7 protein-coding genes are annotated in these 25823 nt (G+C 52.7%); all 7 read right to left on the minus strand.

Annotated elements, in window-relative coordinates:
* Window positions 1-8 precede the first annotated feature (8 nt).
* Window positions 9-950, minus strand: coding sequence for a carbohydrate kinase family protein (locus ACTRC3_RS05705; RefSeq protein WP_440322175.1), 942 nt, complete (start codon window positions 948-950; stop codon window positions 9-11).
* A gap of 87 nt (window positions 951-1037) precedes the next feature.
* Window positions 1038-8624 carry a SpaA isopeptide-forming pilin-related protein gene (locus ACTRC3_RS05710; RefSeq protein WP_440322177.1) on the minus strand — a complete coding sequence of 2529 codons (7587 nt, stop codon included), beginning with the start codon at window positions 8622-8624 and terminating at the stop codon, window positions 1038-1040.
* 216 nt (window positions 8625-8840) lie between these two features.
* On the minus strand, window positions 8841-11192 hold the full coding sequence (locus ACTRC3_RS05715) for a LuxR C-terminal-related transcriptional regulator (protein WP_440322179.1): 2352 nt from the start codon (window positions 11190-11192) through the stop codon (window positions 8841-8843).
* Between the two features lie 77 nt (window positions 11193-11269).
* The gene (locus ACTRC3_RS05720; RefSeq protein WP_440322181.1) at window positions 11270-13003 is read right to left on the minus strand and encodes a S8 family peptidase; all 1734 of its coding nucleotides are present in this window, start codon (window positions 13001-13003) and stop codon (window positions 11270-11272) included.
* Between the two features lie 23 nt (window positions 13004-13026).
* The gene (locus ACTRC3_RS05725; RefSeq protein WP_440322182.1) at window positions 13027-14700 is read right to left on the minus strand and encodes a response regulator; all 1674 of its coding nucleotides are present in this window, start codon (window positions 14698-14700) and stop codon (window positions 13027-13029) included.
* An 87-nt stretch (window positions 14701-14787) separates the two neighbouring features.
* Window positions 14788-21438 (minus strand): family 43 glycosylhydrolase, encoded by a 6651-nt coding sequence (locus tag ACTRC3_RS05730; protein ID WP_440322184.1) that lies wholly within the window; start codon window positions 21436-21438, stop codon window positions 14788-14790.
* A 10-nt stretch (window positions 21439-21448) separates the two neighbouring features.
* A partial coding sequence (locus ACTRC3_RS05735; protein WP_440322185.1) for a family 43 glycosylhydrolase occupies window positions 21449-25823 on the minus strand: 4375 nt, incomplete at its 5' end.

Genomic DNA, 25823 nt, shown 5'->3' on the forward strand with positions numbered 1-25823 from the left:
AGCATTTATCAGTTCTCTGCGAGAAACTTCTCAACCTTCTCTCTGGTAGGCAGAGATGAGATCGCTCCTTTCTCCTGTACGGAAAGGGAGCCGCTCACATTGCCGTATTTTACCGCTTCCTTAAGAAGCTCCGCATTCAGCTGCTCCACGGAAGATACACCGTGATTCAGCACACAGGAAAGGAAACCGCCCCAGAATGCGTCTCCGGCTCCCGTGGTGTCTGCCACATGGGATACCGGAAAGCCCGGAACCACATAAGACTTTCCGTCGTAGAATACCTCCGCGCCATCGCCGCCCAGGGTCAGGACTGCCGCTGCAATATCATATTCCTTCATGACATTCAGAAGGTTATCATGTCCCCCTACCATGTCAATCTCCTCATCGGAGAGCTTCAGGAAATCCACGTATTTCAGAATGGAAAGCACCTTCTCGGTGCAGGCCTTCTTGTCATCCTTCCACATCAGATTCCGGTAATTGATGTCAAAGCCTACCAGCTTACCCAGCTCTTTCGCTCTGGCCATGGCATACTCGGTAGCCTCCACTGCCGGTCCGGCAGAAAGGCTGCAGGAGCCTGCCTGTACGATACGGCAGTCCTTCAGATCCTCGTCCCGGATCTCGCTCTTGTCCAGCAGCATATCCGCGCCGGGCTTTCTCGCGAAGGTAAAGCTTCTGTCATTGTTCTCGTTCAGAGATACAAACGCCATGGTTGTAGTCGCGTCGTCTGTCATCTCCGGCGCCAGCGGCGTTACATGATTCTCCCGCAGGGTTTTCAGCAGAAACTTTCCGAAATCGTCATTGCCCACCTTGCAGTACATGCCTGCCTGAAGTCCGTTTCTTGCCGCGCTGATTGCTACATTTGCGGGCGCGCCGCCTGCGTTCCGGATATAACTTGCCTCCTCCTGGCCGGGAAGAAAATCAATCACCATCTCACCAATCGTAATAAAATCCATAAGCCCTCCTACTTCATCCTTCTTGTATTTTAAAGCACTTCACTTTAATCCTATGCTACTAAAATCATAACAATAAACGAAAAAATGTCAATCCCTGTTTTTCATTTGGCGTTTTCTCTCCCGTACTTCCATAAGGATTCTGCCCGCTGCCAGAAAGCTTACAAGCAGCAGAAACAGATAGATTTCCACCGGCGTCTCATCCCCGGTCGGCGCAGCCTGGGCACTGGTCAGCGCGTCTGGACCTCCTGCATGTTCTTCCGGTTTTCTCATATTCTGAATCGTCAGGCTTAATTTTATCAGCTCTGTATTTTCCCCTGCGTAAGTAAGGGTAAACGGCTGCTTCTCCTCTGAAAGCAGATACCCATCCGGAGCTGTGATCTCCTTCACATAATAGCAGCCAAAGGGCAGATCTGCTGTGAAAACAAGGGTGCCGTCCGCGTCTGTAACGCCTGTTTCCAGAAGCGTGTCCGCCGTGAGGAGACAGGTGCCATCCGCCCGATTGACGGGTTCTGCCGTATACAGGCCGATTTCTGCTCCCGCCAGGGCTTTACCGTCGGCGGCATCTGTCTTATGCACGGTCACTTCACTCCTCTGACGGGGATTGAGCCAGCGGACGCTTCCCTGCCGCGCATCTACCGTACTGGTGTAGCCGTCCCGGTAAGCAAGGGTGAAGAGAATCGGCTTTTCATCGCGCACATAGCCTTCCGCTGTCTTCAGTTCCCGAATCTCATACTGGCCCAGATAAAGTTCTTTGAACTCCAGTATGCCACTCTTATCTGTAACGCCCCGGGCCTCCTGCTTTTCAGAGCGTACACCCGTCAGCACCTGCTCACCTTTCCGGAAGCAAATTCCCGTGACGCCGTCCGGATGTTCAATGTCCTCCGCCGCATAGACTGCGAATTCCACCTGACCCAGACCCTTTTCCCGGTATCCAAAGGTCGAACGCAGCCACTGGCCCACATGCTGTGCCGGTGTCCAGCTTTCCAGAATTTCTCCGTCCTTTTGCAGATGCACATCGCCGGTTACAAAGGGATTTTCCAGGACAATGCAGCCCGTCTCCGGCACTGAGGCCGGGTTCAGATGGCCGCCCTCTGTCACACTGCCCGGCGCGTCCGGAATCTGAAACTCCACTTTTGCTCCCTCCGGCTCCCGCAGTTCCACATTGCCGCTCTCTGTATAGCTCTCTGTAAATTTCACCAGATAGCCCTCCCGCGGCAGCTTTTCTGTGATGGTGTAACACTTATCCACAGAGAGCCCCCGGATGGTATACCCGTTATCCACTCTGGTCATCCAGGTTTCCACAGGCTCTCCCTTCTCATCCGTAATCTCCAGGCAGGCGTCCGCCAGTTCGTTATGGGTCAGATCGTCCTGCAGGCGGATCGTGAGCTTCGTCGGGGCATTTTCCACAAAATCACTGAAATTCAGGTAATGAACGGAATCATCCTCCCTGTCCTTCGCCACGTCATAAAGAATCTCCTTCGTGCTGCTGTAGTAGCCGTCCGGCGCTTTCGTCTCCCGGATGCGGTAGAGACCGATGGGAACATCTGTCACAAAGCGCGCCAGCCCGTCCGCTCCGGACAGGGCCGTCTCCACCTCCGTTCCTTCCCGGTAAATCAGCTCACCAAAAATATTGCGGACGTCCTCTGCCGCGTATAGGGTAAAAGCGGCGCCGGATACCGGAATCCGTTCTTCTCCGTCCACACCGTATTTTTCTGCCAGCATGCCGATCCGGCGGGGAGCATCCGGATCTTTATCTGGATCCTTATCCGGATCTTCACCCGGTTTTTCGATCTCCTGTTTCGGATTCTCAAACCGTACGGAAATGATGTCTCCCAGATCCACCGTCTGCGTACACATTCCCGGATCCCGATAATAGCCAGCCGGAGCCTTCACCTCCACGACACGGTAGCTTCCCGCCGGAAGTCCGGTTACCTGCACCTTGCCATCCTGCCCGGTCCGCAGCACAAGCGCTGCCTCCGTACCATCCGGCAGCATGCGTTCTGCTTTCACCAGCTCGCCCTTTCCTTCCGGCACATCTATGGTAAAATACTGCATGGCTCCGGTTTTCTTCTGTTCCGCATACTGTTCCAGCACCAATGCGTCTTTTTCAAAAAGTACCCCCTCCTGGCTGTCCGGATAGCCGATTTGTTCCTTCGCCTGAAGCACATATTCCGCTCCCGGAAGTCCCATAATCTCATATATCGGGGTCTCAATCCGGTTACCATTTTCATCGGTTTCTTTTTCCGTTCCCACCGGAACCGGTCCCTCCTTCGTAATTTCCAGAACACCGGCTTCCGGCTTCAGGAACAGGCTCACCACCTGGAGCTTTCCCGTATCCAGTACGGTAAAGGCCACATCCTTTTTCCCGTTATTCGAAGCATACTGCTTGGACAACTCCAGGCTGTCTGTCTTGTCCGTTACATAGCCGTCCTTCAGCAGGAATCCTTCTTCATAGCCCGACGGAGTTACCAGTTCCCTTACCCGGTAGGTTTTTCCCTGCTCCAGCTTCCGGATAATCGGATTGTTTTTTGAAACAGTCGTGAATGTTTCCACAACGGACTCATTTTCGTCCAAAAGCTGCAGAGTTGCGCCGGTCAGCTCGTTTTCCGTAAACCAGTCCATCAGGTTAATCTGTACGCGGATCGGGGCATTTTTTACCACGCCCTTCAGGCTGATGGTTTCCCGCTGATCCGCCCGGTAGGAAGCGTCCACATTGACGCGCATGGAGCTGCCTGCGTATCCTGCCGGGGCATGAAGCTCTTTCACGTAATATCTGCCCAGTGGCAAATCTACGGCAAAGACCGCGCGTTCTACCTTTCCTTCCGCGTTCAGCGCCGTGGCCGCCTGACCCAGCAGGGTATCCTTTTTCACCAGGATTTTTCCCCGGTAATCAGCAATATTCTCCGCCGCGTATAGTCCAAATGCTGCTCCGGCCAGCACCCTCCCGGTCTCGGCGTCCTGTTTCTCTATGGCAAGCCGCACCTGCTGCCGGGGATTCTGATACATCGTATCCCGGTAAATGACCGGCACCTCCTGGCCCGCCCAGGTAATCTCAATACTGCGGGGCTTCGCGTTTTCCGTACTCAGGGCAAAACCTGCGCCCGCCTTCACCTGCGTCACCGTGTAGCTTCCAAGCGGAAGCCCCCACGGAATATCGGTTCCTTCCAGATCCTTCTGTCCGGTCCAGGTCTGGCCTTTTGCATCGGTCACAAGGGTCATGAGCAGTTCTCCGGCTTCGTATAGCTTCTCTTTGTTTGCTCCCTCCTGCGTATAGATATCTGCTGCCGCGCGGATTTCAAATTCCGCGCCCGCCACCGGCTGAGCCTCATAGGTAAACTGATATCCTGTTTCCGTCTTTTGTGCTCCTTTCAGCTGTTCCCCCTCCGCGTACACACTGATTTTACCCACTGCCGGGGTGTTTTTCTGGCGCACCTTCACTACGAAAGCCTTTGCTTCGCTGTCATAAACTGCCTCTCCCGAGGAAATGATGAATTTCACAGAGCCTTCCGGCGTCGGCCTCCATTTTCCATCGGCCTCCGTTTCGTAAAAGGTTCCGTTTCCACTTTCGAAAATACTCTTTTTGGCAATGACGCCCTCATGCCCCTGCAGGATATATCCGTCTGGGGCGGACACTTCCTCCAGCTCATAGATACCGGTCGGAAGCGCTGTGGGCGTATCCACATAGCAGGTTCCATCCTTCTTTACCTGCCGGGTCGTATACGGCTTTGTATAGGTTCCAAGCTGCGCGCCCTGGCTGTACTGCACTACCAGATCGCCATACTGCTCCTGATAGGCCTTCTTCTGGGCCGAGCTCCATTCCGTTGTGTAATAAGAGAACCATTTTCCCTCCGTATCATGGATCACGTAGGACGCACCCGGCTTTTGCACCGGCTTTCCCGTGACACTGTCGTATTTTTCTATCCGTACCAGGGCATTGACCGGACGGTCCTGAAGAATCACCAGATCCGATAGCTTCCGTCCCCGTCCGTCTCCCTCGACCGTTCCGTCCCGATCGTCACCCGCTATCTGCACCACAAAGGGCCGGGTAGCAATCCGGTTCTTCGGAACTGTTGTCTCCACAATCAGATAACGGCCATAGGCCAGGGACGGCGTCGTCACCATACCGCGACTGTCGCTGAACAGCTCGCCTGTCAGATACTCGTTCGGGCTCTCTGCCTCATAGACATATCCCTCTCCATAGTCCAGTTTCTTAACCAGCTTTCCAGCCTTCACTTCCGCACTGTCCGCCTCCGCGAAGACCTGTGCCGGGCAAAAAGCGCGCACGGCACGGTAATCCAATGTCTGTCCGTCCCGAAAATCATCTATGACTGCCTGCACCACCTCCACGTCGGAAAGATCCGCATATCTTCCATCTGCGAATTCTGACAGGGCATAAATGGAAAATCCGGCTCCCTCCAGAGGATCCAACCGGTCGGTCCGATCCGTTCCTGCCACCTTGTAGAAGGTCAGCCGCTGCTTTTTCACCTGCTCATAGACTTTGAAATCCCTGATTTCCACCTCCGGTACTTCCTCGCCCTGCCACTCCAGGGTAAATTCCGCTTTCTCCGGATTGACCAGGTAGCCCTCGCCCGCTTCCTGCTCCTGCAGATAATAGCAGCCAAGCTCCAAATTTTCGATGCAGATCTGACAGCCCGTCCCAATCTCTATCGTGTCCCTTCCGGACGGATCCTGCCGATAGTACCGCACACCGTCCCGGCTTCCGGTAAAGCGCAGTCGAATCTCCTCATCCTTTCGGTACAGAGCACCTGTGGCGCCGTCCTGATGGATCAAATCCGCCGCTGCGAACAGCTTGTAGGCTGCACCGGTCAGACTGGCTTCGCCCTGGGAAACGCGCTCCTTTCCCTCCGCGTCGTTTTTCGTAAACCAGATTTTTCCCCTGACCCGTTGATTTTCAAAGGTTCCGCTGTCCCCATTGGTCAGCGAAATCGTCTCTCGGTTTCTCGCCACATCCGGCGAAATCACCAGGTCATAGACATTTTTTTCGTTCTCCCCCTTCCAATCTCCGTAATAGCCTTCCGGCGCCTGTGTCTCGATAACCCGGAATTTACCCTGATTATCCGGCGCGTAGTACAGCCAGGCCGGGCTTATGTATATCCCTTTCTGGTTTTCCGTAAGCTTCATGCCTTCCGAACCGCCGTTCAACGTCCCTGTCTCGTAAGTCTGGCCTGTTCCTTCTGTGGTTCCCTTATAGGGCAGATATTTTCCGGCTCGCCGGCTCCACATAAAGACAGAAAACTCCGCGCCGCTCAAGGGATTGCCGGTCTCGCTGTCGGTCTTTTCCACCTGAACCTTTACCTTGAAGGGTTCATTGTACAACTGGGTATCTGTCACGTCTCCACCGGTCACCAGACTCTCCAGCTGCGTATAATAGCCTGGCGTCTGTTCCGTCACCTGATAGGAAATGAGTCTGCCTCTTTCGTCATATTTGATAAGCGGCTTCTCGCTTCCATCCGGCATGACGCGTCGATTAAAGCTGTAACGCCAGCCCCGGCTTCCGTTAGTTCGTGTATTATTGACCTGCGTAGCCGTGGTCTGTCCCGGAAGTGTCCGCATCAGGCGTACAACCAGGCTGTCTGCCCGGGAACCTGAAACAGTCCAGTTCTTCTTCCCCTGAAACTGCAGGGTTCCATACTTCAGCGTTGGTGTGACCACGCCTGCCTTTCGCGTCTGCTGATGATACATACCGCCTTCAATGGCGTAATCCAGCACTGCGCCTGCCTTCACCGGATCTGCCGAAATCTCCGGCTGTCCTGCGCCTGTCTCATCCCTGTTGGTGGGATAGACAGCATCCGCCAGAAGATAACGGTACTTCTCCTTCAAACGCAGCCTCACGGTGCAGCGATAGGTCGTTCCCGCTTCATCCGGCACTTTCCAGATAAGCTTTCCAGTGGCCCGGTTAAGGGATGCCTGTCCGCCGTCAGCGCTCAGAATTTCCACCGGTTCCCAATATTTCGTCTCAATCTGATCCGTCAGCGTCTTCCGAACTGCCTTAACCTCTGACGCTTTTTTCTCAATATTTAAAAGTGTCTGGGCAAATGCGGAACCATTTCCTCCGTCAAAGGATAGGGTCTGCCAGAAATTGGCTGCATGATCGGCGCTTCCCGCTATTTCCTGCAGGAGTTTCGCACCTGACGCGTCTGCGGTCATGCCTATCGCCAGTGTAAACAGCTCCGTATTGGGCAGACTGCGAATCTGTGCTGCCTTCGCCCTCACATTTGCCAAATCCGTTTCACACTCACCGTCCGAGATAAATATGACCTTGGTGTATACATTTTTCCGACGGCTGTCCGTGGCGTTTCGTGTTGTGATAATATCATACGCTTCCTGAAGGGACGAAAGATAATAGGTTCCGGAATAATTCTTCACCTCGCTGACCGCCCGCTTCACCTGCTCGTAATTGTCCGTCAACGGCGTATAATTATACAGTCCTTTATCCCGCTTATCGCCTGTGATTTTACTGTATTCATCCGCAAAACTCCAGAACGCCACCCGGGAACGCAGTCCGTCTCCGGTCACTTTCGCATTCTGGGCCGCAATCATATCCACCAGCTCCTGGATTCCCTTTTTTGCCATGGAAAGCCGATCATAGCAGCCATTTTCCAGCATCGGCATGATTTTGGTTCCATTCTGGTTGTAATGGCGCTCCCAGAAATCAAAGCTGCCCGGCAGATTATAAAACCACACATTTTTTTTGTAATCATACCCTGTAAAGTAATCTATCATGTGCAAATAAATACCACCCTTGTAATAATAATGGGCGGGATTGATGCATGGAGAATGATAACCCATGTAATTATACGCGCTTCCGTCTTCATGATTGTAATCGCTCAGCGCCATGGTTCTCGTTCTGTCCAGAATGATAATATAATCGGTGGGAATATTAGAATAATCTGAAGTATCTTTTTCTGTGATCGTCAGTTCCGCGTAACCATCCTCGATATTGGTCCAGCGGGCAGACTTTTCAAGTTCAATATCCGGCTCATTGTCTTTCCTTGTGTGGGACTGATTTCCCTGGAAATCTCCGGGAATGCTGCTGTCTTCCCCGGACAGCTCCCCCTGCTCCTGACTTTCCAGTTCATAAATACGAACTTCCACGTCCGCATCCGGCATTTCAAAGGTCAGGACATCTTCTTCCTCTACGGCCTCCAGTTCGCCATCCTCACAGGTGATTTCAGCTGCCCAGATATTCATTCCCGTGTTGGTCACACGGATCTTTACCTTGGTTCCTTCGTAAAGCTCGTCGCTGTCCGCCTCTGCCGACAGCGTTTCGGAAGGATTGCCGTTCGGATCCTCACAGCGGATCCGAAGTGTCCGGAGTCCTTTTTCAGACTCTCCGGGCTCCTCCGGTTCCTCCTGCTCTGTCGTTTCCGATACCCCGCTGTTTTCCGGCTGTTTGACGCTCTCTGCCAGATCTTCTGTATCCAAATCCGGCTCTTCTGTATCTGTCGCTTCTTCTGTCGGTTCTTCCAGCCGAACGGTCACTTCCGTCTCCCCGGCCTTTCCGGGACTCTCTGATACATCCGGTGTCTCCGATATTTCTGCCGCATAGCTTATGCTTCCTCCTCCAATCAGAGGACCCAAAGAAGACACTGACAGCGTCAATGCCAGCATCAGTGTCAGCAGTCGCTTCCCGGACCACTTTTTCCATTTCATTCCATGATCTGTCCTTTCTTTCTTTTCGTATCATCCTCCTTCGTAAGTAACCGTCGTCCAGCGTCCTCCGTTCTTCTACACCTGACTACCTGCCTTTCCTGCCGCTTTGTCTGCATGTTTTCTTCTTCGTGGAATCGTGAGGAGATGCTCCTCTGTGAATCAGTAAGAATCTCTGATACACGAAGAATACCAGATTCTGGAAAATAAGTCAAGTATCTAAATCATTTTTCTCTCTTTTGCCTCTGCGATAGCCGCTGTTTTATTTTTCACGCCTAATTTCCTGTAAGTTTCCCGACTGTGGTATTTCACTGTAGCTTCTGACAGCTTCATTTTTTCCGCAATGGCCGCTGAGGAAAGCCCCTCGGACTGATATCTCAAAATTTTTACCGCATTTTCACTCAGAATAATTTCATCTTCCTGTCTGCCGCCAAGATACCGCGGATAAAATTCCTTCATCTGTCCGCATTCTTCCAGCACCTGCTTACGGAATGAGCGATCCTTCCAGGTCGGTTCTCCTTCTTCAAGCATCGAAAGCAGAACGCTCCCTTCCCTGCTCAACAGTCTCACAAAATGATAGCTTTCTGCCTGACTGACGCATGCCTGCAGATTTTCCCGCCACTCCTCCTGTCCGGTTCGGTACTGCACCACTGCCAGAAGAAGATGCAGCTCCATCAGAATGTAGGTCCGATTCATGGTTTCCGCGTAATAAAGCAGCTGCTGCAACAGACAATACGCTTCTTCATAACGCTTCTGTTGAATATACACGCGTGTCTTGGTCAGATAACGAAAACGTTCCAGGATACTGAATTCCAGCGTCTCGTCAGGCGCCTGCTCCATCCAGGACGCCCCGTCATTTCCCTGATAAAGGGAAATCCGGCATAGAAAGGCATCGATATTTGTCAGTAAATTCGGCGCTTCCTTTTCCGCGCGCGTCCGAAAGCCTGCAAGGGATGCCGCTGCCCCTTCCGCATTATTTTTCAGCACCGACAACCAGGCCAGTGTCCCAATGCCCACGAATACCTGATCCAGTTTTCCGCCGCTTTCGGCCTCCATTTTTCCTTTTTCCGCCTGAGAAAATATCTCAAAGGTGTCCTCGCCTTTTTCCAGAAAACTCTCTGCCAGTATCAGTGACACTAAGCCTTTCCCATATTTTCCCAGAATAAATTCAGCGGGCTTTCCGATACTCACCACCATTTCCCGTTCTTTTCTGCTCCATTCGCAGAAATCCTTCCCGCCATTCATCATGGAAGGCAGATTACTGGTCACAGACAGATCCGGGAGCGTACTTCTCCACTCACGCAGAAACAGATCCGCATTTTTAATTAAATCAATCATATCCATGCTTCCCCGATGGGGCAGCGCAATTTTCAGATATATCAGCCGGCTTCTGGCTTCCCTTCGCTGGCCGCCTGTGTGCGTATCTGCATACTGCTCCAATGCCTGATACCATCGCTCGCTCTCCTCGATGTTCATAAGCATGGAGTGCAACAGACTCATCCCCGCCATCAGCGCAGGACTCTCCTCTATGATTTGTTCCGGCAGTTCCAGATAATAGCGGCGCAGTTCATAATACCACCCGCTGGACGGATTTTTATTTGCATTGGAAATCAGAAGTCTCGAAATGCTCTCCATATCCCGGCACTCCTCATACATGGACAGCGCTTCCGGTATCTGATTCTCCAATTCATAGTATAATCCGGCAGTATAATAAAGCCGGCGGATTTGTTCCAGCGTTTTCTTTCTGCCCAGTCTCTGACGCATGGATTTCCGCATGGGCCAGCGGCATTTCCAGACACCGTCCACTCCGGCTGTCTCAAAGAAATTGCCGGTTTCTTCTGCCTTGGCGATCACTTTCTCCACATCGCTTCGACCGGTCAGCATAGCCGCCAACCTGATTGTAAAGGTCTCCACGATGCAGATGTTCATAAAGAATTCCTGTAGCTCCACATCCCATTGCTCATATACATGGCTTTCCAGATAATCCCATTCACGTTTCTGGGTACGTTCCAGATCGCCCTTTTCCATGGCAAAGAAAAGCAACGAAAGCGGATTGCCGCCGCCCATTCTCCATGCCCTCTCATGGAGCTCGTCCGGAAGACAGATCCCGTACTGCTCCAGGTATGCACGCTGTTCTTCAATGGAAAAGAGAAAATCGGATTCTTCTATTTCCACAAAGATGTATTTGGTACGCAGGGTGAGCAGCCAACGGGGGAAGGGACAGCGCGCAATCAGAATCAGCCAGACATCTTCCCGTCCCAACAATTCCTGAATCACCTTATAATAGGCCTCCCGTTCTTCCACGCCTGTTACACTCTGCAGGTCGTCAATAACGACCGTATGCTCCACGCCCTGCTCCCGGACCGCGATCTGACTGGCTTCCGTCTCTGCCGCACTGTAATAAATGCATCGCTTCATATTCAGATTATGGATAATCAGCGATGTCTTTCCCACTCCGGTTACGCCATACAAATACAACGGCGTCCGAAACCGCCGGCTCGACCGAAGCTTTCGCACCGCTTTCTCCGGGCAGATGTATTTATCATCGGTGGTTTTGGTGTTCTTTGACATGGCAGATTCCTCCTTTCCCGCTATGATAGTATTATAACAGATGCCGCAGGCAGAGGACACTATTCGAAAGGATAGTTTTATATTTCGGGAAGACTTTGTTTTATGCAGAGGGCCCCCCACCCCACCTCCGGATTCGGATACTCTGCATACGCCGGAAGCGGACGGGTTCCCTTTTTCAGATAGGCAATCGCTTTTTCTCCATAGAGATAAGGATCGTTGCCGTCGACGATCCCCCACTGCAATAAAAGAGCGGCGGCTCCAGTGGCAAAGGGGGTGGCGAAGGATGTGCCGGTGGCTTCGGCGTAGGTGCCACCGAGGGCGGTGGTGAGAACACGGACGCCCGGGGCAACGAGAATCGGTTTCTCACGAAGATCACGGGTGTTACCACGGCCGGAGAAATCGGCGTAAGTAAGGGTGCGGCTGTCATAAGCGCCGACGGCTGCGACACGGCGGGCGGTGGATGGAATCGTGAGGGTAGTGTCTGCAGATGGGTGTAAGAACCGGGTGCCGCCGTTCAGGGCGACAGCGCTGGGGAGCCACAGGTGATAGCGGCCATCGCGAATCTCGCCGGCGGACAGTTCAAGTGTCCAGATGCCAGTGTCCACGTAATCGCTCCGGGACAGCAATTCCAGATAAATCTCCTGGGACTGGCTGTAGGGCGAAGGTTCCCCGTAATACAGCAGAATCTCTGTCTCCTCCAGCACAAAACGCTGAGCTCCCAGAAGTTTCTGAATAGGCCCCGCCTTTCTTCCACCCGGGCTTATCAGCGTTATGTCAACCTCATCCAGATAGGATTTCCAGATCTGGATGCTGAAGGCGGTCTCGTATTCGCCCACAGCCAACTCTACTGTCTCCGTCGTCCGCTCCTGCAGGCTCCCCGCCGCGTGACCGGCTGCATAGCCCTCATTTCCCGTACCGATACAAATGACCGATTTCCAGACGTTAGCAATGTCAGCGATATAAGTCTCCAGAAGAGAAGTGCCATCGTGGGCGCCATAGGTATTGCCAATGCTGATATTCACTGCCACGGGCAGGCGAAGCTCCAGTGCCTTTCGAATGCAGTAATCCAGCCCCTGCATCAGCTCCGTGGTCCTGGGGAAACCGTCCTCCCGGGGCGTTCCCAGCTTCACGGCCAGGAGCGGACTGCGGCTTGCGATTCCCCGGTAGCGTCCGCCGCTGGCCCGGCCATTGCCCGCCGCGATACCCAGAACCCGGGTGCCGTGGCCGCTGACGTCGCGGCTTGGCACCCTCTCATACCGCTCTTCCGGTGTCCCGGCCTTCAATGCCTCGTTGAGTTCCTGCTGCGTGTATTCCGTTCCGATACGGTAGCCCTCCGGAGGTCTGCCGGGTATAGTCTGATCCCATAGAGCCAGAATCCGCGTTGTACCATCCTCATTTCGAAAATCCGGGTGGGCGTAATCCACCCCCGAATCCAGCAGCGCCACCAGCACCCCGTCCCCATACAAATCATACCGGGCATTCTGGACCGCCGGAATACAGGAGGCTGTCTTTCCCTGATTCACAGAGAAAAACAGCCTCTTTGGTTTTTCGATATATTCGATTTCCGGTGCCTGGGCCAGGCCTCCAAGCCCGGATTCCGGTACCTGTATGATTGCATATCCATTCAGAAGCTCGGTTGCCCGTATGCCTTCCCGCTCCAAAAAAGCAAGCGAACCGGAATACTTCACAATCACTTCCCAGGTTTTTTCCTGCCTGTCATAGCCCACCTCCAGATTTCCGGATCGCGCCCGCTCCTCCGGGGTAGCCAGAAGCGCCAGGTTCAGAAGATTTTCCATAACCGGATTATTCATAAGTTACCACCTGACCAGTCTTTCTACAGCTTATGCGCTTCTTTTCCTTCCGGTTCTCTTCCCACACATACCTTTCGATTGTTCCGGTACTCCTTCGGAGAACAACCCTGGGTCTTTTTAAAAATATAGCTGAAATAATGCGGATCTTTATATCCCACCTCAAAGCCGATTTCCGAGGTTTTCATAGCAGAGCATACGAGAAGCTCCTTCGCCCTGTCCATCCGGGTTTCCGTCAGGCATTCTACAAAGGTTCTGCCAGCCTCTTTACTGAAAATACAACTGAAATAGCTGGCGCTCATGCCGACCTTGGCCGCTACAGAATTCAGCGAGATATCTTCCGTCATATAGGAAGTCGCAATGATTTCTTTTGCCTTGTGAATAATATCTGCATACCGGCGGTCACTGAGTTCATCCCTTAAATCGAGCACCAGCTTCAGCATTTTCTGTATATACGCACTCATATCTTCCCTTGTCCGGATTTTCTGCGCATCTGTCTGAAAATCATCTCCGCTATACGGTATCTCTCCCACATTCAGTTTTTCCATAAATGCCATGGCAGCCACGTAGATATCCATAATTATATACTGACGCAGCATCATAGACTTCAGGTTATTTTCCGGAATCTTTTTCACATAGCTTTCTGTGAAATCATAGATTTCATCCCGCATTCCATTGTTCAGGAACTTTTCAATTCCGATCCTGGCATTTCCTATATTTTCATAGCTGTTTATCTCAAAACCTACTTCCTCATTCAGTTCCCTCAGTTCTCCAATGGATAGAATTTGATTGACCTGCAGAATGAATCTTCCGGCAAAAGCCTGTTCCGCCTCCTGAAACGCGCTGTGAAGTTCCCTCACACGGGAAACCGGACGACCGATTCCGCCGAAGTATTCTACCGCCTCGAACCTGTCCAGAAGCTGCTCCAACTTGTCCTTTAGTTCCCCTGTATACATCTCCATCTGCGCTTCACTGTCAGCTGTCAGCAAAAATGCCCAGCCTTCCTCTGCCCGCCGAAAACTGTATACATGTTCCATTCCATATGTCAGATTTGTGATTGCTTCCCCGGCCTGAAGCCGCTGCTCCTTATAAATCGCCTGTCCATCGCCCATCAACATATTAAACAGTATCACATTATAATACTGCGCACTCAGATTCATATCAAATCGTCTACCCTTCTCAAGCACCTGCGGCAACGGCATCATACCTGACATCAGTTGTGTGAAAAAACGCATCTTTTCATATTCCGTATTCTTTCTGGTTTCTTCAGAATATTGCTGCAATACCTCTTTTTCTTCCCATTCCTTCTGAATCTGCCCCGTAACCTCATGCAGAGCCTTTAAAAGATTTGCCATGGAAATCGGCTTCAGCAGATATTTGGTCACTCCGATTTCAATTGCTTCTTTCGCCAGCGAAAATTCATCATAACCACTCAAAATCAGAATTTTAATATCAGGCAGTTCATTTTTGACCAGACGGCTCAGCTCCAGCCCATCCATAAAAGGCATTTTGATATCCGTCACCAGAATATCCGGCTTTGTATCCAGAATCATCAGATAAGCAAGCTCTCCGTCTGACGCGGCTCCCGCAAAGACAAATCCTTCTTTCTCCCACGCAATGCCGTCCTTGATTCCATTTCGAATCAAAGACTCGTCCTCCACCAGAAATACTTTAATCTCCTGCATACCCTTTTCTTTCATACGCGTTTCCTCCACACCCGTTCCCGCAAATGCTGGAAGTTCCCCTACCTGTTATTATAGGGGAACTTCCTTGCTTAAAATATGGAATTATTTTTGCGTTTTTGTATATTTTTTGGTCTTGCGGAACACCACTGTCAGAACAGCTAATGCAGCCAGGCACAAAATGCCATACTCCACAATCGGAGCACTGTCTCCGGTTTTTGCCGCCGCAGCCTGGGTGGTCTTCGCAGTCTCTGAGCTGCCTGAACCGGATTTGTGGTCGGAGCTGCTGTCCGTATTTTTGTTTGAACCGCTCGCATTATCCGTAGTTCCACTATTATTGTTACCGGTGTTGTCTTTCTTGTCACCGGTACCCGGTTTTTCTTCCGAACCATCTCCCTTATCTGCCGTCACCGTTACTGTCGCCGTCACCGTTTTGTAAGCCGGATTCAGTTCCTCCTCCGCAGTCATATTGAAGAGCAGAGCACCGTCTGCCGCCACATGAATGCTTTTCACCACCGTATGACGACAGGGATCATAAAGTCCTCCTGCACCGTTCTGCCCCGTGTGGGGATCCGGATAGGGTCTCGCATGATAAATCAACGCCAGATTGCCATACTCGTCCAGTACGATGGAATTGTGTCCGCCTCCCACATGAGCGCCGTTTCCGATTTGTCCCTCATAGGTATCATAGGAGCTCAGCAGCGGATATGGAATATTGGTCCAGCTCTCCGGATCCATCAGATCGCTTCCCTTATCCGCCATCATCAGACCCAGCGTATAGTATTTATCTACTGTCGCAGCAGAATAGCTCATATAGACCTTATCCCCATAGGAGAACATATACGGTCCTTCCACCACCAGCTGATCATTGCCCTCCGGATTCGACGCGGTAATACTGCCTTCGTAGACTCCATATTCCCAGGGCCATTCACCGGACTTCAGAAGCACTGCTTCGCCGGTAGACTGGGGAACTTTTCCTTCGCCGCCTGCCGCTTTTACCATATACAGCTTCGCGCTCTTCGGAATCAGATAATAGCCCTGACCGTCCGCATCCTCGTAATAAGTCACGTCAAAGGACGCGTTTGCGTTGCCCGGGAGATTGAGCACAATCGGCGTTCCCCACTGGGAAGCGTCCAGCATACCTCCGTTCTTCATCTGCTCCTCGGTTCCCTCATAAGGAATCAAAATGGAGCGCGAGCACCAGTTTGCCTTGTTCCAGTTGGTACCGGCCTGCACACCGACGTTTCCGAAATCGTGAGCTCCCACCAGACAGTACCAGGTTCCGTTGATCTTATGAAACTCCGGTGCCCAGAAGAAGCCGCCCCATCTGTCTCCTACACTGGATTCCAGAATATAATGCTCTTCGGTGTTCTTCAGTCCTTCTATGGTTTTTGCCCTCCGGATATCCAGCTTCCGGTAGGACTGGGATACATTCGGAGAGGTCATACCCTCCTCGTAATAGGAACCGGTCGCATAGTAATAGCCGTCGTCCTCATTGTAGAAAATATGGGGATCCGCCCGTTCTGTGATAAACGGATACTCATAAGCGTCCTGCTGCACGGTACCGGTAATCTGATAGGTTCCTGCTTCGCCCGCGCTGATTTTCGCCAGCATATCCGCATCCCAGATTACGCCAAGCTTCTTCGTGCTTCCATCGCTGTAGGAGGCTGTCACCGTATCCGGAAGGCTGACGCCCTCCCCGGCTTTCGCCGTTATCTGCACGCTTTCCACGCCTGTATTATAGACTGTGCCATATTTCTTTCCGATGGCCTCATACTCTGCCGCGCTTGCCTCAAATACCGCGGCCTCTTCTTTCACCGCATTTTCCGGAAGCTGTCCTGTCACGGCCGCTTTTTCGTATTCGCTTTCCACCGTCTGGGTCGGCTCGCTTCCTTCTTCCAGATCCTGGAACAGGCTTACGTAAGTCTTGCCTTCTTTATCTTCCCAGAAGACCTTGTACATCTCCGTCATGGCGTCATAGACGACTACCGGATTCCGAACCACCGCGTCCTCCGCCACGGTCAGGAACCGCTCTCCTGTAAAGAGCAGATTATCCGTCGTATCCCATACATAGATACCGTTCCGGCTGTTATTACCGGAAGCCGCTGCCGCCAGCTTTCCTTCCTTTGTGCGGAACAGCGTCGGAGAGCCCATCTGTCGATCCGGCTCCTTTTTCTGATCGCCGTCCCATTTTACATAGACGACCGCCTTGCCTTTATTTAATTCCGTATAGGCTTCCTCATCAGAAGTCTTTGCCGCCAGATACAGCGCGTCGGAGCGTCTGCTGTCCTCTGCTGCCAGAAGATCCCCTGTATTCTCATACAGATTTCCGCCCTGAATCACGTAGCTTGCGATCTGACCGCCCTTCGACATCACCGTCACCTTCCGGCTAATCTTCACATCTCCAACTGCCGCTGTAACGGTTACCTTTACATCCTGCTCCGGACGGGTCAGCTTTCCATCTGCCGCAATCAGTCCCGGTTCGCTGCAGGTCCAGGTAATCTCCTCATCGCCCGCCTTGCTTTGCAGGTTTTCTGAAATATATGCCGGGATCAGAATCTTCGTCTGGTATCTGGCTTCCTTTGCCTCCTCCTCTGTCACAACGGTCAGGGTGAAGCCTCGCTCCTCGGAACAGGAACCGTTCACCACCTTCGCCGTCAGGCGCACCCGGGTCCGCTCCTTGGGGAATTTCACGGTTCCATCTGCCGCCAGGATCTCCGGCTTGTCAGAAGTCCACTGAATCGTGCAGTCTCCGGAAGCTGTGGGAAGCTCCAGATTCTCGTATACGACAGCGCCATCCTCCAGGGTAAGACCCAGCTTGGCTTCCTTTACCTTCTGGATTTCCAGCGCCTTCCGGTAAAGCTGGCCTGCCTCCACCTCTGTCATAGCCTTTCCGTAGATTCTCACATCCCGGAAGGAGCCTGCGAAGGTATCGTCGCCGTATTCGGACGCGCCGAGATAGGCCGTCAGATTTTTGCCGAAATCCGATACGGATACATGGGAAATGGCCGCTGTACCAATCTGCTTTCCGTCCAGATAAGCTGTAATCGCGTTTTTACTGATGGTAATGGTATAATACAGCCATTCATTCATCCGATCCGACGTCTTTGTGGTTCCGTTGACGCCCACCTCGGTGTTCCAGGGATTGGCTGTATTGCCCGGCTCCGGATCGGTGTAGACCGCCTTATAGTAACCACTGGGATTCGTCGGATTCAGCAGGAAATAATAAGTCGGATACGATCCGGTTCTGGCCGTTCCATTGATGGAAAAGGCCGCTGTATTTTTCTGGGTTCCATTATTTTTGATCCACATAGCTATGGTCAGGCTGTCCTGTCCGTCCAGGAAACCGGTCGGAAGCTGTACATAATTCTTCGCCGATTTTGCGCCTCCCGTCAGAACCAGGGCTTCTTTTTCAAATATTGCCTTTCCGTTTACCGCTGCGTCGTTTTTCTGACCGGAACTGTCCTTGGCGTCCTTCTCCAGCTTGTAATGGGCCAGCAAATCCTCCTCTGCGTCAAAGGACACATCGCCTGCCACAGTCACCGTAGCCGTCACGGTCCGATATTCCGCTTTCAGCTCCTGATCCGGCTCCATGTCCAGTCTGGGGGAGCCGTCCGCGGACCAGTGAACTCTTCTCACAGTCGCGCTTCGGGTACCGCCGTTTGGTTTCATATGATATACAAAAATAGTTCTTCCGTCTTCGTCCACGCTGAAGCAGCTGTGGCCCGGCCCCTTTTCTCCCTCCGCGCTCTCAGAGGTCAGAATCGGATAATTGGTTTCTATCCAGCTCTCTGCCTTCAGCAGGTCTGCGCCTTCCTCTGCGGTCAGGAGTCCCACCACATAGTTATTGCTGACACTGGAACCGGAAAATGTCATATAGATCTTTCCGTCCCGCTGAATCACATAGGGGCCCTCGTCTACGGCCGCACCGTCTACCCGATCCCAGCCGTACCGGCAGCGCAGAATGCACGCCGGGTCGCTGGTCAGCCGATACGGATTTTCCGGATCAATCGTGGCAATCCAGAGATCGGAGGTTCCGTTTTCACTGCTGGTGATTTGACGCTGTGCCCAGCATACATAGTGGGTTCCATTTACCTCAAAATACGTCATATCCAGCGTGATACCACCGTTATACAGGGCGCTTCCGTCCTTTCTGGTCACCTTCACAGCCTTTTTCCAGTCGGCTTTGGCTTTTGGGTCGCCTCCCTCTTTCAGCTCCATGACGCAGCTCTGCACATTTTTCCAGCTGCTTCCGACAGCCAGGAACAGATACAGCTTTCCATTTATCTCATGAAGCTCCGGTGCCCAGTTGGGCGTCCGGGTGTTCGCCAGCAGCTCGTGATCGGCCGCGCTGAACAGTCCCAGGGGCGTGTCCGCCTCACGGATACAGATCTGCGACTGGTTCTGGGTCTCGCCGGTGGCGATGAAATAATATTTACCCTTATATTTTACGATATCCGGATCAGCTCTTCCCGATAAGACCGGATAGTTTGTCAGCTTTGCCTTACCGGTTATGGTATAGGTACCGGCTGTGTAAAAATCTACACTGCTGTAGTCCCAGTCGATGGCGATCTCATCGGTCGTACCGTCGCTGTACTCCGCCGTAATCGTGGCGTTCTTCGTATTCTCCTTCGTCAGTGCTGTTCCGGCCTTTGCCTGGAACGCATAGCTCTTTTCTTTTACACCGGTATTTTCCACCGGAAGCAGCTGATTGCGGAGCTTCCGCGCTTCCTCTGCGGTCACCGGAATCACATTGCCGGGAACGGCGTTGGTGATGTCCGACGTCCGGAATGCAGACGCCCGGAAGGAAAGCTCCACCGGATCGCTTACCGTCTCAAAATCCTTCGTGGTATTCCGATACAGCTTTCCATCGGATCCCTTCCAGCTGATTACATAATCGGTTCCATCGTATTCACATGCCGGCTCGGAAACCGTCAGATTCGTATGGAGATCAAGAAGCTTTTCCTCATAACTCAGCAGATCCGCTGTCTTTGCAAAGAGGAATTTTCCATCGTCCCTTACAGCCACGACGCCCAGAGCGCCGTCCACCATCCGGAACAGATACGGCGTCTTCAGGGTACGCGTAGTTCCCGTTCCATAGCCGTTCAAATCTGCCTTTGTAAAATAGATACCGGTATTATTGTGGAGCGCTTCAAAGCTCTCGTTATCGCTGCCAAGAGCCAGATGCAGGCTGCCGCCGTGTCCGGCGAGCACATTTTTCCGGGTGTAGCCCATCACGTATTCCGCGTTCTGTTCCATGACCAGAAGCTTCAGCTGCTTATCCGTCTTTACGCTTCCCGCTGTGATATGAGCCGTCACCTCCACTTCCGTATTCTGCTCCGGCGCTTTTACGGTACCATCTTCCTGAATCAGGCCCTTTCCGCCGTCATCCCAGCTTACAGTGATTCCGCCGTCAAAGGCTGTGGGCAGCGGCATTTTTTCCGCCACTGCGTAGGGCACCTGTACCTTTTCAGCCAGCAGTCTGACCACGTCGGCCCGTGCGGCAGTGGTTACGGTAAACTGCTTCTCGACACTCTCATCCTCCCGGGTCAGGGTCGCCGTCAGCACGGCTGTCTGCACACTGTCGCGAAGCGTCACAGTGCCGCCCGCGGATACCACCGCCTCATTGCTTGACGTCCAGCGAATCTCCACGCCGTTTTCTCCCTCTGTGGGAAGCGTCAGATCGCCCACCACCTGAGAGGTCTCTCCGATATCCAGCTTCGCCTTTGCGTCCAGGAGCTGATTCCGAAGGGTTCCTTTGCTGTAAAGCGCATGGACCGCTTCGGAGGACAACGCCTTGCTGTAGATTCTCAGATCACGGAAGGAACCGTGGAACAGAGGATCCTCCAGATATTGGGATTTCCCGATGTGTGCCTTCAAATTGCTTCCCAAATCCGATACGGTCCGGGAGAGTGTAACGCTTCCCAAATCCTTTCCGTTCAGATAGGCTGTCATCTCTTTTTCATTGATAACTACGGTGTACATAGCCCACCGGTTCATGTAGTCCGTCGTACTTGTATTTGTAATCCCCACTTCGGTACTCCACGGTGTGGCCGCATTTACCGAATCGGTAAATGCGGCTTTGTAATTGCCACCGGGATTACAGGGATTCAACAGAAAGTAATTAGCCGGCAGCACTCCGGTTGCCGCGCTTCCGAAATAGAAGGCGGCGTAATTTCCTTTCGTGTTGACATTGTTAATCCACAGAGATACGGAAACCGTATCCTGTGCGTCGAAGAGACCGTCCGGGAGCGATACGTAATTCTTACTGCTTTTGTCTCCTCCCGCCAGATTCAGCGCGTCGTTTTCGAAATTGACGCCTGCATTTGTGGCTCCATCCGCTACAGCTGCGTTCTTCCCATTCCCCGAGATGTCCGCTGTATCGGCTTCCAGGGGATAGCGAGCCAGTAGATCACTGGCAATATCGTCCGCATCCGGAACTGTCTCATCCGCATTCTGCACCTCTGCCAGAGTTTGTTCTGTGTCCGATTCACTCTGATTCGTTTCTTCGAATTTATTCTCTGTCGGTGTGTTCTGCGCTGATGTTCCTTGGTCTGCAGAAGTTTCATCTATATCTGTCCCCTGCGTCGGAGCCTCTTTTGCCGGCTCCGTTCCTTTATTCTCTTCCTGCTGCGGCTGGCCATTCTCTGCTTCTGTGATGCTTTGCAGTTTCGGCTCCGCCGCCGAGGCGGGCATGACGGCTGACGCCATCATCGCCCCGGCAAGCAGAAATGCTAAAAATCGTTTTCTTCGCATACGCTTTTCCTTATTCTTTTTCGGATTTACGGATTCTCTTTTTTAATACCGGAAGAATACCAAGGCCAGAAGCCATGGCCAGAAGCAGCCACAATTCTGTCTGCGCCATGTCCGCGGTCTTCGCGGCTTTGGTCTGGGTGGTCTTCGAAGCTCCTGCGCTTCCGGATCCGGATTTGTGATGGGAGCCACTGCCTGTATTCTGGTTTGAACCGGTATTCTTATCATTGTTATCCTTACTCTCTCCGGCATCCGGCTTTTCCGGATTTTCCGGTTTTTCCGGTTTTTCGGGCTGCTCTGTCTTCTCCACTACCTTCACGGTCAGCTTCACAGTCACTGCGGTAGAGCTATACAGGGTCTTGCCGTCTGCCAAGTAGTTACCGGATCCGTCCGCCGCCTTCCACTGGTTGTCGTTTGCGCCGATGGATTGTACCACGCCGGTGATTTCATATTCGCCGATTTCACCGGTCTTCACGCCAGACAGATCCCAGATTACCGGGAGCTTTGAGGTTCCCTTATCGTATGCCAGATTCACCTCTGCGGTCTCGGGAAGCGCTGCCTTCAGTGCCGTCTCGTCGGCGCCCTGTGCCACTTCCACGCTGTCCAGAGTCTCCTTCACCGCAGAAACCGCGTCTGCGTTCCGGATAGCGTCATACTGGGCCTTGGTCAGGGAAATGACGCCGCCGTGCTTGGTATACTCGGTCAGATAGTAATCACTGCTGTCCAGATATTCCCAGCCCTTGCTCAAATTCGTGGAAATCATTGGCTGATAGCCGGGGCTCGGCATATCGTCTACAAAGAGATACCATCTGTTCTCCGTGCTGTGATCCTTGAATACCGCCGGTCCCTCTACTGCGCCATAACGGGACACTCCAATCCGGCTCTGTACCCGGGTCCACTCGGTCGTCTCATAGTTCCACCATTCCTTCGCCTCAGTCACTTCCATGATAATCTGCTCGGCGTTGCTCTTGGTGATATGATAGGTCTTATTACCGTCCTGCAGAATCGTGGTGTCGATCCAGCCGGAGCTTCCGCCCTCCAGCATTTTTCCGCCATAGCTGTAAGTTTCCTGTGTAAAATCGGTGGTAACGCCATATGCAATATCGGAAGCCGGCTGCGGATTATCGCTCTGATCCGCATTCCCGTAAAGTCTGGTAGACCAGTACACGATGAACGCACCCTTGCCTTCGCCGTAGTAATCCTCTACCCAGGTTGCCTCCGGCGCCCACATCATGCCCATATTGGCCTGCTTTACGCCTTCGGTGTTCAGAGCTACGTCAAATTGCCGCACATCGCTCCAGTGAATCAGATCCTTGGATTCCCACACGTTCATTTTTGTGCTGTAATTTCTCTGCCATACGCCCCAGCCTGCGTTATCCGCGCCAAATACACGGAGATCCGTTGCAATGATATAATAAGTCTCTGTCTCCGGATTGTAAGTCAGGAACGGATCCCGGACACCGGTAGTGCCCAGATTGGAGGCCAGAATCGGCTCTCTTCCGTTCAGCGGATCCCATTGCTCCGGATTATCTCCACGAGAGATATCCAGGTAAATCTTCTCCGCGTAACCCTTGCTGTTCTCGACAAAATGCACCATCAGGTAGCCATAAGACGCGTCTGCAGCTACTTCTGCTTTTATCGTAGCATTCACTGCTTTCTCATAAGTCTTCCCGCATACGGAAATTACTGCGGTCAGGGTCGTTTCATAATCCTGACTTCCTGCTGCCGGAAGCTCAGATACTGCGGTATAGCCGTTTCCTTCAATCTGAATCTTCGGATCGGTGGATTTCCAGGTTACCATATTGTCATAAGTTTCCAGATTGCATCTGGATTCTTCGATAACTACGTTCTGAATCTGCTTCTTGATTCGATCCGCCGCGTAATTCTTATAAGCGTCGGATACCTTTGCCTGAAGCTCTTCTTCCGTCAGTGCTTTGCTGTAGATCTGCAGATTGTCCAGCCAGCCCTTGTAATATTCGCCGCTGCCCCAGTTCGCTTTTCCGATATACAGAACGCTGTTGCTGCCCAGGATATCACGCAGGTTGTAGGTGCTTTTTACTTCGGACTGTTTCACGCCGTCCACATAGATGACAGTAGCCGTCTTGCTTACGACCACATCCACATGTCTCCAGTTGCTTCCGGTCTTTACAGACGCGTTAGCAGGACGGGATCCGCTGTTTTTATACCGCTCTGCGGTCAGGGTTCCATTGTTCTGCAGGATACCAAGATATTTTTCCTGCCCCGCAGTCTGCTTATTTTCATTGGGTGCCGCATAGAACGCCCAGTTGGTATTGGTGCGATCCGGCTTCAGTTCAAAGGATACGGTCAGCTCCTCCACGCCGGTCAGAAGGCTCTTGCCCGCCTTGTCCGTTACGGTCAGGAAATTCGTGGAGCTGCCGTCCAGATACAGGGCCTTTCCCGCACCCTCATAGCTTTCCTTCTGGCTGTAGCTTCCGGTTGCCTTTGCGTTGCCGCCCTCGAAGCCCGCAGCTGTCACATCATTGAAGTCAAAGGCTGCCAGCAGTTCCGCGATTTCCGTGTCGTCGTCCTTCTTCGGCTCGAAGCTTACGCCCTCCAGAGTCGGTGCAATCTGCATATAGCCTTCCGTATCGAAGGTAATCTCATCGACGCAGGTCTCCCGGTGCTTTCCCAGACCGTCTCCGGAGGTAAAAATATCCAGCGGAGTATAGAATCTGTGGTATGCCATAAAGTAACGGTCCTTGCCGTCTGCGTCTGTGGCCTTTACTACGGACTGATGCGCGGATCCCAGAATGCCCTGGGACTCATCCTTGGAAAGCAGGGTTCCCTTATAGGTAATGCTACCTGTCAGGCTATCAGATACGCCATAATTTACATGGTAATTGGGGCTGTTGGCGTCGTCGCAGGACCAGGTCCAGTGATAGGTGTCCTTAATCTTTGTGACTACCACAGATTCCCGGAAATCCTTCAGGCCGGTAATCTGCCGGATGGTGCCCTCTTTGATGCTCATCATATCATCGTTCAGCTCTGCCATGGCCGCGCTGCCATTTCCAAAGAAAATATAGGAAGTGCCATCGTCATCTGTGAAAATGGACGGATCGATGGCCTGACCCATCTTTACGCCCGCCGCGTTGCACATCGCTACAGTCATCAGCGCCTCGCCCTTATCTGTATACGGACCGGCCGGGTTGTCAGCCACTGCCACGCCGATGGCGGACTGGCCGTTGCTGAATTTTGCACAGTAATAGAAATAGTATTTTCCGTTCTTCGCTTCGATAGTCGGTGCCCAGGCGCTTCCCACGGACCAGGGTGAAGCCGCGATCTGTACGCCCTTCTCATTCAGGCCGGGATTGTCGTTGGCCACATCCAGAATCACGCCCTCGTCGGTCCAGTTCACCAGATCCGCAGAAGAAAATGCGTGGAATACAGTTCCTGACCAGCCTGGATATCCGTCTGTAGTCGGGAAGATCCAGAATTTGCCATCCATGTAATCGATATCCGGATCCGCGTACTGTCCGGGCAGAACCGGGTTGTTCGCGGCGATTGCCTTCTTGACGGTCCAGGTTTCTTCCTTTCCGGCCGCGTTTTTCACTGCAATTGTTACATCCTTTGTCAGATCCAGCTCGCCGCCGTTTTCAAAGGCTGCTCCATCTGCGGTCAAAGTGACGCCCTCGCTCTGGAAGGTGAAGGTCACCGGTACCTTCGTGAGCTCCGCGCTCTGACGGAGATAAGATGTAATCTCTTTCTTTTTCTCATCTACTTTTGTATAGACTGCCGTATGATTATCGGTTCCGCGATATGTAAGAGCCGTCTCCCGATCCGGCGCTGTTCCGACCAGCACGCTCTTTACTGCAGAAATGCTGTTTGCCAGGGTGGCCGCTTCCGCGGTTACCTCTTCCTGCGTCATGGCGTAATTGCGGATGGTCAGATTATCCAGCCAGCCCTTGTAATACTCGCCGCTTCCCCAGTTCGCCTTTCCTATCTGAAGGATACTGGAATCTCCCAGAATAGAAGACAGCCTTACGCTGCTGGCAGCCTCAGACTGCAGCTCGCCGTTCAGATACAGCTTCGTGGTGCTGCCGTCTAGCACTGCGTCCACGTGAACCCAACCGTCCCCTGCGTCTGCGGACGCGCTTGTGGGCCTACTTCCGCCGTTATTGTAACGCTGTACGGTTACCTTGCCGCTGCCCTGCATAATTCCGATATATCTTTCATTCAGATAGGTCTGCGCGCTGCCATTCGGAGCCGCATAGAAAGGCCAGTTGGTGGCAGTCCGATCGGGCTTCATATCGAAGGAGACGCTCAGCTCCCGGACACCGGTCAGAAGGCTCTTGCCCTCCTTGTCGGTCACGGTCAGGTAGTTTTTAGCGCTGCCGTCCAGATACAGGGCGTTTCCGGCTCCTGTGTAG

It is taken from the genome of Laedolimicola sp. (genome assembly GCF_051972735.1).
In the GTDB taxonomy this organism is placed as follows: domain Bacteria; phylum Bacillota; class Clostridia; order Lachnospirales; family Lachnospiraceae; genus Laedolimicola; species Laedolimicola intestinihominis.